The sequence below is a fragment of the Arthrobacter oryzae genome, from assembly GCF_003634095.1.
Taxonomy (GTDB): domain Bacteria; phylum Actinomycetota; class Actinomycetes; order Actinomycetales; family Micrococcaceae; genus Arthrobacter; species Arthrobacter oryzae.
This window is the reverse complement of sequence record NZ_RBIR01000002.1, coordinates 325,005-339,613: the sequence shown is the minus strand read 5'-3', so window position 1 is coordinate 339,613 and position 14,609 is coordinate 325,005. Positions and strand designations below refer to the sequence as shown.

Genomic DNA, 14,609 nt, shown 5'->3' with positions numbered 1-14,609 from the left:
CAGTGACAGCACCGCGAACGGACTGAAACCATGATCAGCGCCTACACCGGAACCCAGGTACGGGAAGCCGAGAAGCCATTTCTCGACGACGCCCTGGGCTCCGGTGCGGGCGCTGTTCTCATGCAGCGGGCCGCGTACGGCCTCGCCAACGCCGTCATCCATGAACTGCGGGGCCGCGGCCGGCGGCTGTACGGCTCCAGCGTCGCCGTGCTGGCGGGCAAGGGCAACAACGGCGGGGACGGCCTCTTCGCCGCCGCGCTGCTGGCCCGCCGCGGGATGCGGACGACGGCGGTGCTCACCGCCGGAATCGCGCACGACGCCGGGCTGGCGGCCTTCCGGCGGGCCGGCGGACATGCCATCGAACTTACCGGGGACAACGTCGCCGGACTGGCCGCGGCGGCCGGAAGCGCCGACGTCGTGATCGATGCGGTCCTCGGCACCGGAGCGCAGGGCGGCCTGCGGGGGCCGGCAGCCGGGCTGGTCGAGGCGCTGGGACGATCCAGGCCGGCGTTTGTGGTGGCCTGCGACATTCCCAGCGGCGTCGACGCGGACACGGGGGAGGCGCACGCGCCGGTTTTGGCCGCTGATCTGACCGTGACGTTCGGCGCCGCCAAGGCCGGCCTGCTCGCGGACCCGGGCGCGGACCATGCCGGCAGCATCCGGGTCATCCCCATCGGGATCGAGGACGCGCTCCCGGAACCGGCCCTTCGCAGGCTCGAGGCCGCGGACCTCGCCGCGCTCCTGCCGCACCCCGCCCGGCGCTCACACAAATACTCCCGCGGGGTGCTCGGCGTCGTCGCCGGCTCCTCCCGGTACCCCGGCGCGGCCGTGCTGGCCTGCAAGGGCGCCCTGGCCGCCGGGATCGGCATGGTGCGCTACCTGGGGCCGCCCGATGTCGCAGGCCTCGTCCGGCAGGCGTGCCCGGAAGTGGTGTGCGGCGACGCAGTAAGCGACGCCCACGTCCAGGCCTGGCTCCTGGGCCCGGGAATCGATGCCACCGCCCACGAACAACTGCAGCGCGTCCGGGACGCCGCCGCCACCGGGCTGCCCGCCGTTGCCGACGCCGGTGCGCTGCCCGCGCTGCCCCGCGTGCTGGCACCCCACGTGATCCTGACGCCGCACGCCGGCGAACTGGCCGACCTCCTGGCCCGCTACGGCGCCGGGACCGGCCGGAGCGACATCGAGGACAACACGCTGGCCGCCGTCCGCCAGGCGGCCGGGCTCAGCGGCGCTACGGTGCTGCTCAAGGGCGCCACCACGCTGGTGGCACCGCCGTCGGGCCCGGTGTTCAGCCAGGCCGAGGCCACCCCGTGGATGGCCACGGCAGGGAGCGGCGACGTCCTGGCCGGCGTGCTGGGCGCGTTGCTGGCCCAGCTTGCCGGCGGCGCCGAAAACTCTGACTCCCGCTTTGCCGGCCGCGGCATCGACGAACCGCACCGGTGGGCGGCCATAGCCGCACTGGCGGCCAGCGTGCACGGCCGCGCCGGCGTCCGGGCGTCCGGCGGGGGGCCGGTGACGGCGTCGGACGTGGCGAAATCCGTGCAGGAGGTCATGACGAAGCTGTAACAAATCCGCGCGCCAGTGCGCCGAGTCAATTAGTAACCCTACTTACAAGTAGTCTGTCTAGAGAATTTTCGCCACGCACGAGGAGTACACATGGAAGTCTGGCCCGGAACGGCTTATCCGCTGGGAGCCACCTTTGACGGCACCGGTACCAATTTTGCCCTGTTCAGCGAACGTGCCGAGCGGGTGGAATTGTGCCTCCTTGCGGATGACCTGAGCGAGACGCGGGTTGAGCTCACCGAAGTGGACGGCTACGTGTGGCACTGCTACCTGCCGCAGGTCCAGCCCGGACAGAAGTACGGCTACCGGGTGCACGGCCCGTACGAACCCGAGAACGGCAACCGCTTCAACGCCAACAAGCTGCTGATGGACCCCTACGCCAAGGCCGTCCAGGGCCAGATCGACTGGGACCCGGCGCTCTTCACCTATGAATTCGGCGACCCTGACTCCCGCAACGACAGCGACTCGGCGCCGCACACCATGCACGGTGTTGTCATCAACCCGTTCTTCGAGTGGGACGGCGACCGCCAGCTGCGGGTCCCGTACCACCAGTCCGTCATCTACGAGGCCCACGTCAAGGGCCTGACCGAGCTCCACCCGGACATTCCCGAAGAGCAGCGCGGCACCTATGCCGGCGTCTCGCACCCAGTCGTGATTGAGCACCTGAAGAAGCTCGGCGTCACCGCGATCGAACTCATGCCCGTGCACCAGTTCGTCAACGACGGCACGCTCGAGGAGAAGGGCCTCAACAACTACTGGGGCTACAACACCATCGGCTTCTTCGCACCGCAGAACACCTACAGCTCCTCCGGCGATGTCGGGCACCAGGTCCAGGAATTCAAGGCCATGGTCCGCGAGCTGCACAAGGCCGGCATCGAGGTGATCCTCGACGTTGTCTACAACCACACCGCCGAAGGCAACCACCTCGGGCCCACGCTGTCCTTCAAGGGCATCGACAACCAGGCCTACTACCGGCTGGTCGACGACGACATGAAGCACTACATGGACTACACGGGCACCGGCAACTCCCTCAACGTCCGGCACCCGCACTCCCTCCAGCTGCTGATGGACTCCCTGCGCTACTGGGTCACGGAGATGCACGTCGACGGCTTCCGCTTCGACCTCGCCTCCACGCTGGCCCGCGAGTTCTACGACGTCGACAAGCTGTCCACGTTCTTCGAACTCATCCAGCAGGACCCGATTGTCTCCCAGGTCAAGCTGATCGCCGAGCCGTGGGACATTGGCCCCGGCGGCTACCAGGTGGGCAACTTCCCGCCGCAATGGACCGAATGGAACGGCAAATACCGCGACACGGTCCGCGACTTCTGGCGCGGCGAGCCCTCCACGCTGGGCGAATTCGCTTCCCGCCTGACCGGCTCCGCGGACCTCTACGAAAGCTCGGCCCGGCGTCCGGTTGCCTCGATCAACTTCGTCACTGCCCACGACGGCTTCACCATGCGCGACCTCGTCTCCTACAACGAGAAGCACAACGACGCCAACGGCGAGGGCAACAACGACGGCGAATCCCACAACCGCTCGTGGAACTGCGGCGAGGAGGGGGACACGGACAATGACCACGTCCTGACCCTCCGCGCCCGCCAGCAGCGCAACTTCATCGCCACCCTGCTGCTCTCGCAGGGTGTCCCGATGCTCCTGCACGGCGACGAACTCGGCCGCACGCAGCAGGGCAACAACAACACCTACTGCCAGGACTCCGAGCTGAGCTGGATCCACTGGGACGCGGTAGACCAGCCGCTGGTCGAGTTCACCGCCGTCGTCAACAAGATCCGCCAGGACCACCCGACCTTCCGGCGCAGCCGCTTCTTCGACGGCCGCCCGGTGCGCCGTGGCGAGGGCGAGAAGCTGCCGGACATCGTCTGGCTCAAGACCGACGGCACGGAAATGCTGCCCGAGGACTGGGACAGCGGGTTCGGCCGGACCATCGGCGTGTTCTACAACGGCCACGGGATCCAGGAACAGGACTCCCGCGGACGCCGGATCACGGACGACAATTTCCTGCTCGCCTTCAACGCCCATGACGGCGACGTCGACTTTGCGCTGCCGGCCGATGAGTACTCCCGCTTCTGGGACGTGCTGGTGGACACCGCCGACCAGGCCAACACCGAGGAACCGCTCAAGGCGGGCTCGGTGGTGAAACTGGCGGCCAAGTCGATGGTGGTGCTCCGGGCACATTCCGGTCCCGAGGTGGAAGTGGACTACTCCGCAGCCGCGTCCCTGGCAGCGATGGCCGAGCACGAGGAAGAGGGCACGGCAGCGGCTGCCGCCGCAGCCGAGGCGGCCGCCGCCGCAGAAGCCGCTGCCGCGGAAGCCGCTGCCGCGGAAGCCGCCGCCAAGGCCGCTTCCGCGAAGGGCCCGGCCAAGGGGTCCAACCGGAAGAAGGCGGCCGGGAAAGCGAAGAACTCGAAGGGATCCGCTTCATGAGGACCCCTGTCTCCACCTACCGGCTGCAGATCCGGCCCGGCTTCACGCTGCAGGACGCCGCGCAGACCGTGCCCTACCTGAAGTCGCTCGGTGTTGACTGGATCTACCTCTCGCCCATCCTGACCGCGGAGAAGGGCTCGGACCACGCTTACGACGTCACCGACCCCTCCGCGATCGATCCTGACCGCGGGGGCGCCGAGGGCCTCGTCGCCGCGTCGCGGGCGGCGCGGGACGCCGGCATGGGCGTGCTCGTGGACATCGTGCCCAACCATGTCGGCGTCGCAACCCCGGTCCAGAACCCGTGGTGGTGGTCCCTGCTCAAGGAGGGACAGCAGTCCCGCTACGCCGCGGCGTTCGACGTCGACTGGGACTTCGGCGGCGGCAGGGTCCGGATCCCCGTGCTGGGGGAGGACTCCGACGTCGACGCGCTGGAAATCAAGGACGGGGAGCTGCAGTACTACGACCACCGCTTCCCGCTCGCCGAGGGCACCTATACCCCAGGTGACCCCACTGCGGATGACCCCCGCGAGGTCCACGACCGGCAGCACTACGAGCTGATCGGCTGGCGCCGGGCCGACAACGACCTGAACTACCGCCGGTTCTTCGCCGTCAACAGCCTCGCCGGCATCCGGGTGGAGCTCCCGGAAGTCTTCGACGAAGCCCACGCCGAGGTTGTGCGATGGTTCCGCGACGGACTCGTCGACGGACTGCGCATCGACCACCCGGACGGCCTGGCCGATCCGGAAGGCTACCTGCGCCGGCTCCGCGAGGTCACGGGCGGCAGCTACCTGCTGATCGAGAAGATCCTCGAGCCAGGGGAGCAGCTGCCAGCAGGCTTCGACTGCGAGGGCACCACCGGCTACGACGCGCTGGCGGACGTGGACCGGCTCTTCGTCGACCCCGCCGGGCAGGAGACCCTCGACGCCCTCGACACCGAGCTGCGCGGCGGCCGGCCGGCGGACTACGAGGACATGATCCGGGGCACCAAGCGCCGGATCACGGACGGTATCCTCCACTCCGAGATGCTCCGGCTGGCGCGGCTGGTGCCCGCCACAACGGGGCTCAGCGGCGAACGCGCGGCCGACGCCCTGTCCGAGATCATCGCCGCCTTCCCGGTCTACCGCAGCTACCTGCCCGAGGGTGCTGAGGTGCTGAAGGAGGCGTGCGAACTCGCCGTCCGCCGTCGCCCCGAACTGGCGGAGGCCGTCGGGCTGCTGCTGCCGCTGCTGCTTGACGCCGGGCCGGAGGACGGCGCCGAGCTCGGACGCCGCTTCCAGCAGACCTCCGGCATGGTGATGGCCAAGGGCGTGGAAGACACCGCGTTCTTCCGCTACACCCGGCTGGGCACCCTGACCGAGGTGGGCGCCGACCCCACGGAGTTCGCCGTCGCCCCCGGGGACTTTCACGGCCGGATGGCCCGCCGCCAGGCCGAAATCCCGCTGTCCATGACCACGCTGAGCACCCACGACACCAAGCGCAGCGAGGACACCCGTGCCCGGATCTCCGTTCTCGCGGAGCTGGCGCCGGAGTGGAAAGCCGCCCTGGGCCGGCTGCAGGAGCTGGCGCCGCTGCCCGACGGGCCGCTCGCCAACCTGTTGTGGCAGGCCATCGCCGGTGCCTGGCCCGCGGACCGCGAGCGGCTGCAGTCGTACGCGCAGAAGGCGGCCCGGGAGGCCGGCAACTCCACCGACTGGCTGGACCCGGACACCGCCTTCGAGGAACAGCTGGCGGCCGCCGTCGACGCGGCCTTTGACAACCCCGCAGTCCGGGCGGAACTGGAAGCCCTCGTGGAGCGCCTGGCGCCGTACGGTGCCGTCAACTCGCTCGGGGCCAAGCTGGTCCAGCTGACCATGCCGGGAGTCCCCGACGTGTACCAGGGCACCGAGTTCTGGGACCGGTCGCTGACCGATCCGGACAACCGGCGCCCGTTCGACTACGGTGCCCGGCGCGCGGCCCTGGCCGCGCTCGACGCCGGCGAACGTCCGGCGTCGTACATGGAGGACGCGGCGAAACTCCTGGTCACCTCGCGTGCCCTCCGCCTGCGACGGGACCGGCCGGAGCTGTTCACCGGGTATACGCCGGTCACGGCCACGGGGGCCGCTGCTGCGCACCTGGTCGCCTTTGACCGCGGAACGGCCTCGGACCCCGGGGCCTTGACGCTCGCCACCCGGCTGCCCCGCGGCCTCGAACTGAGCGGCGGATGGCGGGACACGGCGATCCAGCTCAACTCGGCCATGACCGATGAACTGACCGGACGCGTCTACGGCCCCGGCCGCGTGGCCGCGGCGGAGATCCTCCGGGACTACCCCGTTGCCCTCCTTGTGCCCACCAACGCGGGGTCAGATATGGCCCATCGGGCGGTGTCGGATGGGCGCTAAGTGACCCCGCGTTGACGTATTGACCGATGAACCGACTTGGGGAATGGAACACGACGATGACCTTGCCTGCACACGGAAGCGAACGCTTCGATCTCTGGGCGCCGCGGGCGGCCAGCGTAACGCTGCTCGCCGGCGGCCGCGAGTACCCGATGGCCCCGGCCGCCGGCGGCGCTGACGGCGGGCAGTCCCACGAGGGCGCCGGAAAGGGCTGGTGGACCGCGCCGGGGGCGCCGGCCTCCGGGGACGTGGATTACGGCTACCTGGTGGACGGGGATCCCACGCCGCTGCCGGATCCGCGGTCCCGGCGCCAGCCCGGGGGCGTGCACGCCCTCTCCCGCACCTTCGACGCCGGGCAGCACCAATGGGCGGACGGGCAGTGGCCGGGGCGGGAGCTCAAGGGGGCCGTCATCTACGAACTCCACGTGGGCACCTTCACCCCGGAGGGAACCCTGGACGCCGCGGCCGGGAAACTGGGGTACCTGGCGGAGCTCGGCATCGACTTCGTCGAACTCCTGCCCGTCAACGGGTTCAACGGCACTCACAACTGGGGCTACGACGGCGTCCTTTGGTACGCCGTGCACGAAGGCTACGGCGGCCCGGCGGCGTACCAGCGCTTCGTGGACGCAGCCCACGCCGCCGGCCTCGGCGTCATCCAGGACGTCGTCTACAACCACCTTGGCCCCAGCGGAAACTACCTTCCGCGGTTCGGTCCGTACCTGAAGTCCGGCGAGGGCAACACCTGGGGCGACTCGGTCAACCTGGACGGACCGGACTCAGACGAGGTCCGGCGCTACATCCTGGACAACGCCGCGATGTGGCTGCGGGACTATCACGTGGACGGTCTGCGGCTGGATGCCGTGCACGCCTTCAAGGACGAGCGCGCCGTCCCCCTGCTGGAGGACTTCGGCGCCCTCGCGGATGCCGTCGCGGCGGAAACGGGCCGTCCTGCCACCATGATCGCCGAGTCGGACCTGAACAACCCGCGCCTGCTCTACCCGCGCGGCGTCAACGGCTATGGCCTGGCCGGGCAGTGGAGTGACGACTTCCACCATGCGGTCCACGTCAACGTCAGCGGCGAGAGCACCGGCTACTACGAGGACTTCAATTCCCTCGGCGCCCTGGCCAAAGTCCTGTCCAAGGGCTTCTTCCACGACGGCAGCTACTCGAGCTTCCGCGCACGGCACCACGGCCGGCCCATCGACGAGGCCCTCGTCCATCCGGCCGCCCTCGTGGTCTGCAGCCAGAACCACGACCAGATCGGCAACCGGGCCACCGGGGACAGGCTGTCCCAGACCCTGGGCTACGGGCCCCTGGCGCTGGCCGCCGTGGCCACCCTGACGTCCCCGTTCACGCCCATGCTGTTCATGGGCGAGGAATACGGCGCCACCACACCCTGGCAGTTCTTCACGTCCCACCCGGAACCGGAACTGGGCAAGGCCACCGCCGAGGGCCGGATCAGGGAGTTCGAACGCATGGGGTGGGACCCCGCCGTCGTTCCCGACCCGCAGGACCCGGCCAGCTTCACGCGATCCAAGCTCAACTGGGCCGAGGCCGCGGACGGGGACCACGCCCGGCTCCTGGAGCTGTACCGCGCGCTCATCGCCCTGCGCCGCTCGACGCCGGAGCTCGCCGGCCTTGGCTTCGAGGGCACCGAGGTGGACTTCAGCGAGGCGGACGGCTGGCTCATGCTCCGGCGCGGCCGCACCCAGGTGGCCATGAACTTCTCACCGGAGCCCCTGTTGCTCGGCGTCCGGGGCGGGTCGCTCGCCCTGGCCACAGACGACGCCGTCCGGCTCGACGCCTCTGCCGGGGACGGCGGACAGCTCGAGCTTCCCGGCCACAGCGCCGCAATTCTCACCAATGAGGCAGGATAGAACGTATGACTTATTTGGCAGCTGACACCCGCTACGATTCCATGCCCTACCGCCGCGTGGGACGCAGCGGCCTGAAACTCCCGGCCATCTCCCTGGGCCTGTGGCACAACTTTGGCGACGACAAGCCCTTCGAGATCCAGCGTGCCATCCTGCGCCGGGCCTTCGACCTCGGCGTCAACCACTTCGACCTCGCCAACAACTACGGGCCCCAGGCCGGGTCGGCGGAGACCAACTTCGGCCGCCACCTGAAGGATGATTTCGCCCCGTACCGCGACGAGCTCATCATTTCGACCAAGGCCGGCTACAACATGTGGCCCGGCCCGTTCGGCGAATGGGGATCACGCAAGTACCTCCTCGCCAGCCTGGACCAGTCGCTGAACCGCATGGGCCTGGACTACGTGGACATTTTCTACAGCCACCGACCCGACCCGGAAACCCCGATGGAAGAGACCATGGGCGCCCTGGACCACGCGGTGCGCTCCGGCAAGGCCCTGTACGCCGGCATCTCCTCCTACACCCCTGAGCAGACCATCGAAGCGGCCCGGATCCTGAAGGAGCTCGGCACGCCGCTGCTGATCCACCAGCCCAGCTACTCGATGCTGAACCGCTGGACGGAGAACGGTACGCCGAACCTCTACGAGGCGCTCGAACAGGTGGGTGCAGGCTCTATCGCGTTCTCCCCGCTCGCGCAGGGCATGCTCACCGACCGGTACCTCAACGGCATCCCGGCCGACTCCCGCGCCGCGCAGGAGAAGTCCCTCGCCGAGTCCATGATCACCGCGGACAAGCTGGACCGTGTGCGCGGTCTCAGCCGGATCGCCGAGGGCCGCGGCCAGACCCTCGCGCAGCTGGCCATCGCCTGGATCCTCCGGGAACAGGGCAAGGGCTCGTCCGTGACGTCGGCGCTGGTCGGCGCGTCCAGCGTGCGCCAGCTCGAGGACACCCTGGCCGCGGTCAACCACCTGGACTTCACGGCCGACGAGCTCGACGCGATCGATGAGTTCGCCGTCGAATCCGACATCAACCTGTGGGCCCAGAAGTAGCCGGCCCCGCCAGCTGAGAGCCACACCCGTCAACACCGCCGGGGCCGCAGGGAACAACCGCGGCCCCGGCGGCGTTGACTAGACTACTAAGGGCGCCTAACGGCGCCGTGTCTGCCTGCCGACGCACATCAGAGTGCGGCCGCGCCGGTCACACCCTTGTCCTCTAAAGGAGTTCCGTGTCTTCACATCCGATTCGTGTTGCAATCGTCGGCGTAGGTAACTGCGCCACTTCGCTGGTCCAGGGCGTCCAGTACTACAAGGACGCCGACCCCCAGGCCACGGTTCCGGGCCTGATGCACGTGGAGTTCGGCCAGTACCACGTCGGCGACGTCCAGTTCGTTGCCGCATTCGACGTCGACGGCAAGAAGGTCGGCCAGGACCTGTCCGCCGCCATCCTGGCCAGCGAGAACAACACCATCAAGATTGCCGACGTCCCGCCGACCGGTGTCACCGTCCAGCGCGGCCCCACCCTGGACGGCCTCGGCAAGTACTACCTCGAGACCATCGAGCAGTCCCCGGAGGAGCCGGTCGACGTCGTCCAGGCCCTCAAGGACGCCCAGGTGGATGTCATGGTCTGCTACCTGCCCGTGGGATCCCAGGAAGCCGCCGAGTTCTACGCCCAGTGCGCGATCGATGCCGGCGTGGCCTTCGTCAACGCCCTGCCGGTGTTCATTGCCGGCACCAAGGCGTGGGCCGACAAATTCACCGCCGCTGGCGTGCCGATCGTGGGCGATGACATCAAGAGCCAGATCGGCGCGACCATCACGCACCGCGTCATGGCCAAGCTGTTCGAGGACCGCGGCGTCACCCTTGACCGCACTTACCAGCTGAACGTCGGCGGCAACATGGACTTCAAGAACATGCTGGAGCGCGACCGCCTCGAGTCCAAGAAGATCTCCAAGACCCAGGCCGTGACCTCCAACGTCGAGGCCGACCTCGCCGCCAAGGACGTCCACATCGGCCCGTCCGACTACGTCCAGTGGCTCGATGACCGCAAATGGGCCTTCGTCCGCCTCGAGGGCCGCAACTTCGGTGACGCCCCGGTGTCACTGGAGTACAAGCTCGAAGTCTGGGACTCGCCCAACTCCGCCGGCGTGATCATCGATGCCATCCGCGCCGCCAAGATCGGCCTGGACCGCGGCATCGGCGGCCCGCTGGTGTCGGCGTCGAGCTACTTCATGAAGTCCCCGCCGGAACAGTTCAACGACGACCTCGCCCGTGAAAAGGTCGAGGCCTTCATCCGCGGCGACCTGGAGCGCTAACCACTCCCGCCCCCGCACAATGCAACGCGGGGTCACTTACGGCCCATCCCGAGGGGAATTATGGGCCGTAAGTGACCCCGCGTTGCTGTTTAAAAGAGGCCGACGGGGTTCCCGGCGTCGTCGACGTCCATCCGCATCGCCGCCGGGACCTTGGGCAGGCCGGGCATGGTCATGACCGCGCCGGTGAGGGCCACGATGAAGCCGGCGCCGGTCTTGGGAATCAGGTCCCGGACATGGACGGTGAAGCCCTTGGGGGCGCCGAGCCGCGTGGCGTCGTCGCTGAAGGAGTACTGGGTCTTCGCCATGCACACCGGCATCCCGGACCAGCCGTTCTTCTCGATCTCGGCCAGCCGCTTGAGCGCCGGCACCGAGAAGTCCACGCCGTCGGCGCCGTATACCTCCTGCACGATGGTCCGGATCTTATCCTCGACGGACATGTCCAGCGGGTACAGGTGCCGGAAGCTGTGCGGGGCGTCGATCGCGGCCGCCACCTTCGCGGCGAGCTCGTCCCCGCCGTCACCGCCTCCGCCGCGTCCCCAGACATCGGCCACCGCCGCCTGGACGCCCTCCGCGGCGCACCACTCCAGGAGCCAGTCGAGCTCCTCGGCGGTGTCCGTGGCAAATTTGTTGATCGCCACGACCGGGACGATGCCGAACTTCTCGACGTTGCGGATGTGGCGCTGAAGATTGGCGACGCCGGCGGCCAGCGCCTCCACGTTGGGCTCCTTAAGCCGGTCCTTCGCCACCCCGCCGTGCATCTTCAGTGCCCGGACGGTCGCCACAAGGACGACGGCGGACGGGGCGACGTCGGCCATCCGCGACTTGATGTCCATATACTTTTCCGCCCCCAGGTCCGCGCCGAAGCCGGCCTCGGTGACCACGACGTCCGCGAGGCGGCGGGCCGTCTGCGTGGCGATGAGGGAGTTGCAGCCGTGGGCGATGTTGGCGAACGGGCCGCCGTGCACGAGCGCCGGGGTGCCGGCGATGGTCTGGACCAGGTTGGGCTTGATCGCGTCCTTGAGCAGCAGGGTCAGTGCGCCCTGCACGCCCAGATCGGCCACCGTGACGGGCTTGCGATCGTAGGTGTAGCCGAACGTGATCCTGCCCAGCCGCTCGCGCAGGTCATTCAGGTCCGTGGCGAGGCAGAACACGGCCATGATCTCGGAGGCCACGGTGATGTCGAAGCCGTCCTGCCGCGGGACGCCCTGCACCGGACCGCCGAGTCCGATCACGACCTCGCGCAGGGACCTGTCGTTCATGTCCAGAACCCTCTTGAACGTCATCCGCCGGGGGTCGATGTTGAGCTCGTTGCCCTGGAAGATGTGGTTATCCACCAGGGCCATCAGGGCGTTGTTCGCCGAGGTGATGGCGTGGAAGTCGCCGGTGAAGTGCAAATTGATCTGGTCCATCGGCAGCACCTGGGAGTAGCCGCCGCCGGTGGCGCCGCCCTTCATGCCCAGGATGGGGCCCAGGGATGGCTCGCGCAGCGCGATCATCACCTTGTGCCCGGCGCGGGCCAGGGAGTCGGCGAGACCGACCGTGGTGGTGGACTTGCCCTCGCCCGCCGGGGTGGGGGACATCGCCGAGACGAGCACGACCTTTCCGGGAGCAGATGCGGGGGCATCGACCGGGGAGCCGGGCGGGCCGGGTGCAACGCCCGCCGTGATGTTTAACTTCGCCGGATCGATCTTGGCCTTGTAAGGTCCGTAGAGCTCCAGCGCCTCCGGGTTGATGCCGGCGGCCGCCGCGATCTCCTCGATCGGCTTCATGACGGCTTGCTGGGCAATTTCCAGGTCGCTGGGCACGTTGTTCCCGGCAGTGGTGGTCTCAGACATCGTTGTCCTTCGGCTCGTGGCGTCGGCGGGTTCCCGGTCCAGTGGTGCCGGCACGGGGGCGGGTCCGGCTCAGGGCGTGTGGCCCACCGGAATGGTCAGGTTTCCAAAATACTGGCTCACGGCGGTGTGATAGCTCTCCAGGGTAATCGCGGCGGTGCGTTGCCAGCCGAAATCCTGGGCAAGGATCGCGGCGGCGCGCCCCATGTCGGTGCGCGTTTGGGGGTCGTCGTAGAGCGCTTCGAGGGCGTCGGCCCAGTCGCTGGCCTTGTGGCCCTCGACCAGCATCCCGGTTCGCCCGTCCTGGACTGCCCGGGACAGCCCGCCCACTTTCGTGGCGAGGACGGGGGTCCCGCAGGCCTGGGCCTCCAGGGCCACCAGGCCGAACGACTCGCTGTAGGAAGGCATGACCACGACGTCTGCCGACCGGTACCAGCCGGCCAGCTCGGGGGCGTTGACCGGCGGGTGGTGGGTGGCGACGTCGTCCATGCCCGAAGCGCTGATCAGCGCCTTGAGGTTGAAATCCTGGGCCCCGCTGGCAGCCCCCAGAATGGTGAGCTGCAAGTCGATGTCCGGGCGGCGGGACCGCAGGAGCGCGGCCGCCTTGATCAGGATCTGCGGGCCCTTGAGCCGCTGGATCCGGCCCGCGAAGAGCAGATGGAACTTACCCGGGGCGATGCCGTGCTCGGTCCGTGCTCGGTTCCTGAAGGACGGCGTGAAGACGGCGAGGTCCACACCCGGCGGCGCGACGTCGATGCGGTCGATATCGGCGTTGTAGTGCGAGACCAGCTCGGCCGCCTCGGTGCCGGTGTTAGCGATCAGCCGGGAGGCGCCGTCGACAATCCGCTGCTCGCCGTCCTCACGCCGCCGCGGCTCGGGCTGTTCGCCGGACTCGAGGAGCTGGTTCTTGACCTTCGCCATTGTGTGCATGGTGTGGACCAAGGGCAGCTGCCACAACTCCGCGAGCTCCAGCCCGGCCACGCCGGACACCCAGTAGTGCGAGTGGATGACGTCATACCGGCCGTGCGGCTGGAGGTTCCGGATCCGGTCGATTTCGGCGACCATGCTGTGCAGCAGCCCGGGGAGCTCCTCCTTAGGCAGCTTCCGGGGCGGCCCGGCCAGGACGTTGTGCACGCAAACGCCCGGGGACGGGTGCTCGACGGCGGGCTGCGAGGCCGACGTGGAGCGGGTGAAAATCTCCACCTCGACGCCGGTCTCGGCGAGGGCCGCGGCCAGCGCCCTGACGTACACGTTCATGCCGCCGGCGTCGCCGGAACCGGGCTGTTCCATCGGCGAGGTGTGCAGGGAGAGGAACGCGACGCGGCGGATCAGCGACACGGTTCCCCTTTCCCCTGCACAATTTTCTTCTGCCAAATGCGTTTCGATAAAACATTACTCCTCATGTCCGGGCCGGTTCACGGGACTGCTCGTGGGGCGGTTCGCGGGTTGGTTCACCGGTTGGTTCGAGGGCCGGCCAAATTGCCCGTCGGAGGTGTTCGGTGTCCGGCCCCGGAACGGGCGGCAGTGCAGTTTCATCTCGCGGCTGACAGGGCCGCGCGGAGTGCTAACGTGGCGGCTGTGAACGCTTCCACAGAACTGAAACCTGCAGCCGGCTGGGAAATCCGCGAGGCCCGCCCGGAGGACTGGCCGGGCATCTGGGCGATTCTGGAACCCGTCATCCGCGCGGGGGAGACCTTCACCTGGGACCGGGACACCGCCGAGGACGAGGCCCGCGCGCGCTGGTTCAAGCAGGCTCCGGGGCAGACATTTGTCGCGGTCGGTTCCGGGTCCAGCCCCGGAGACCGCACGCGCGGCGGCACGGGCGGCGCCGATGGGGACACCGGCGGGGCCGGCGGGGCCGGCCGGGCCACGGACGCCGAGGCCATTCTTGGCACCGGCGAACTGCACCCCAACCAGGGCGGCGGTGGCAGCCACGTCGCCAACGCCGGCTACATGGTTCACCCCGCGCAGGTAGGCCGTGGCCTGGCCCGGGCCCTCTGCGCCTATTCGCTCGACGCCGCCCGCGAGGCCGGCTTCCGGGCCATGCAGTTCAACGCCGTCGTGGAAAGCAATGCCCGTGCGGTCGCAGCCTGGAAATCCATGGGCTTTGAGGTGCTCGCGACCATTCCCGAGGCATTCAACCACCCCACCTTGGGCTATGTGGGCCTGCACGTTATGTACCGCAAGTTGTAGCCGGGGCCCAGGTCCCGCTCCC

9 protein-coding genes are annotated in these 14,609 nt (G+C 68.9%); 7 read left to right on the top strand and 2 right to left on the bottom strand.

All coding sequences use genetic code 11. The annotated features are described in order from the left end of the window. Window positions 1–30: 30 nt before the first annotated feature. From C8D78_RS05830 to C8D78_RS05805, 6 genes are all read left to right on the top strand, one after another. Entirely contained in the window at window positions 31–1,566 is a 1,536-nt protein-coding gene (locus C8D78_RS05830; protein ID WP_120951082.1) for an NAD(P)H-hydrate epimerase, read from the top strand. Between the two features lie 90 nt (window positions 1,567–1,656). Next, entirely contained in the window at window positions 1,657–4,005 is a 2,349-nt protein-coding gene (glgX, locus tag C8D78_RS05825; protein ID WP_120951080.1) for a glycogen debranching protein GlgX, read from the top strand. Continuing rightward, a complete protein-coding gene (treY, locus tag C8D78_RS05820) occupies window positions 4,002–6,383 on the top strand; it encodes a malto-oligosyltrehalose synthase (protein ID WP_120951078.1) in 2,382 nt (793 codons plus the stop codon). Before glgX ends, treY begins: the two co-directional genes overlap by 4 nt. Window positions 6,384–6,439: 56 nt before the next feature. Beyond that, complete coding sequence (treZ, locus tag C8D78_RS05815) at window positions 6,440–8,257, top strand: malto-oligosyltrehalose trehalohydrolase (protein WP_120951076.1); 1,818 nt, start codon at window positions 6,440–6,442, stop codon at window positions 8,255–8,257. 5 nt (window positions 8,258–8,262) lie between these two features. Further along, window positions 8,263–9,300, top strand: a complete 1,038-nt coding sequence (gene mgrA / locus C8D78_RS05810) for an L-glyceraldehyde 3-phosphate reductase (RefSeq protein ID WP_120951074.1) — start codon at window positions 8,263–8,265, stop codon at window positions 9,298–9,300. Window positions 9,301–9,476: 176 nt separating this feature from the next. Beyond that, the gene (locus C8D78_RS05805) at window positions 9,477–10,562 is read left to right on the top strand and encodes an inositol-3-phosphate synthase (RefSeq protein WP_120951072.1); all 1,086 of its coding nucleotides are present in this window, start codon (window positions 9,477–9,479) and stop codon (window positions 10,560–10,562) included. 89 nt (window positions 10,563–10,651) lie between these two features. Here the strand turns inward: C8D78_RS05805 and C8D78_RS05800 are convergent, their stop codons facing one another. Beyond that, window positions 10,652–12,397, bottom strand: coding sequence for a formate--tetrahydrofolate ligase (locus C8D78_RS05800; RefSeq protein WP_120951070.1), 1,746 nt, complete (start codon window positions 12,395–12,397; stop codon window positions 10,652–10,654). A 69-nt stretch (window positions 12,398–12,466) separates the two neighbouring features. Then, window positions 12,467–13,732 carry a D-inositol-3-phosphate glycosyltransferase gene (gene mshA, locus C8D78_RS05795; RefSeq protein WP_120951068.1) on the bottom strand — a complete coding sequence of 422 codons (1,266 nt, stop codon included), beginning with the start codon at window positions 13,730–13,732 and terminating at the stop codon, window positions 12,467–12,469. 240 nt (window positions 13,733–13,972) lie between these two features. On the opposite strand from mshA, the gene C8D78_RS05790 reads away from it, so the two are divergent. Next, on the top strand, window positions 13,973–14,587 hold the full coding sequence (locus C8D78_RS05790; protein WP_120951757.1) for a GNAT family N-acetyltransferase: 615 nt from the start codon (window positions 13,973–13,975) through the stop codon (window positions 14,585–14,587). Window positions 14,588–14,609: the final 22 nt, after the last annotated feature.

Coding starts and splice junctions, on each gene's coding strand:
- treY (WP_120951078.1), top strand. CDS start 4,002: ATGAGGACCCCTGTCTCCACCTACCGGCTGCAGATCCGGCCCGGCTTC.
- C8D78_RS05800 (WP_120951070.1), bottom strand. CDS start 12,397: ATGTCTGAGACCACCACTGCCGGGAACAACGTGCCCAGCGACCTGGAA.
- C8D78_RS05830 (WP_120951082.1), top strand. CDS start 31: ATGATCAGCGCCTACACCGGAACCCAGGTACGGGAAGCCGAGAAGCCA.
- mgrA (WP_120951074.1), top strand. CDS start 8,263: ATGACTTATTTGGCAGCTGACACCCGCTACGATTCCATGCCCTACCGC.
- glgX (WP_120951080.1), top strand. CDS start 1,657: ATGGAAGTCTGGCCCGGAACGGCTTATCCGCTGGGAGCCACCTTTGAC.
- treZ (WP_120951076.1), top strand. CDS start 6,440: ATGACCTTGCCTGCACACGGAAGCGAACGCTTCGATCTCTGGGCGCCG.